The following is a 454-nucleotide window of genomic DNA, read 5'->3' as shown; positions in this document are numbered from 1 at the left end:
CAACAATAACAACATTAATATTACCTACGTGATATCCTAAAGAGTCATAAGAAACAGGTACACTACCATAAAGTCCTTTTACAATAGCACTAGTAGATGATTCTGAAGAAGAGAATTGTTTACCTGCTATAGCTACATTTACGCCTCCATATGGGCCGTTATTTTCATTAGGTGTATGCCATTCTACTTTAATAGCACTCGATTTATACCCATCAGGAATGGTAATATCTTCACTTCCCGCTGCAATTTCATCCCATTCAGTACCATTGATTTCAGGTGCTGTAAATGACAATGCTTTCCCTACTTTAATAGTTCCAGCTATTGGAGCATCTACTTCTGCTTTATACGGAGTTGCCCAATTTGAATAGTTAGCTCCGTTAAGAGCCTGAGGGGTTAAACCGTTTAATCTTGGGTCAATAGGTTGGTCTATGGTTAATGCATTACCATTCTCAAA

1 protein-coding gene is annotated in these 454 nt (G+C 37.7%); it reads right to left on the bottom strand.

All coding sequences use genetic code 11. From position 1 onward, the window contains the following. Nucleotides 1-454 (bottom strand): hypothetical protein (locus NBRC110019_RS16785; RefSeq protein ID WP_281756619.1); only part of this gene is annotated, 454 nt, incomplete at both ends.

It is taken from the genome of Neptunitalea chrysea (assembly GCF_027924145.1).
Classification (GTDB): domain Bacteria; phylum Bacteroidota; class Bacteroidia; order Flavobacteriales; family Flavobacteriaceae; genus Neptunitalea; species Neptunitalea chrysea.
This window is presented reverse-complemented; position numbering and strand designations above follow the sequence as displayed.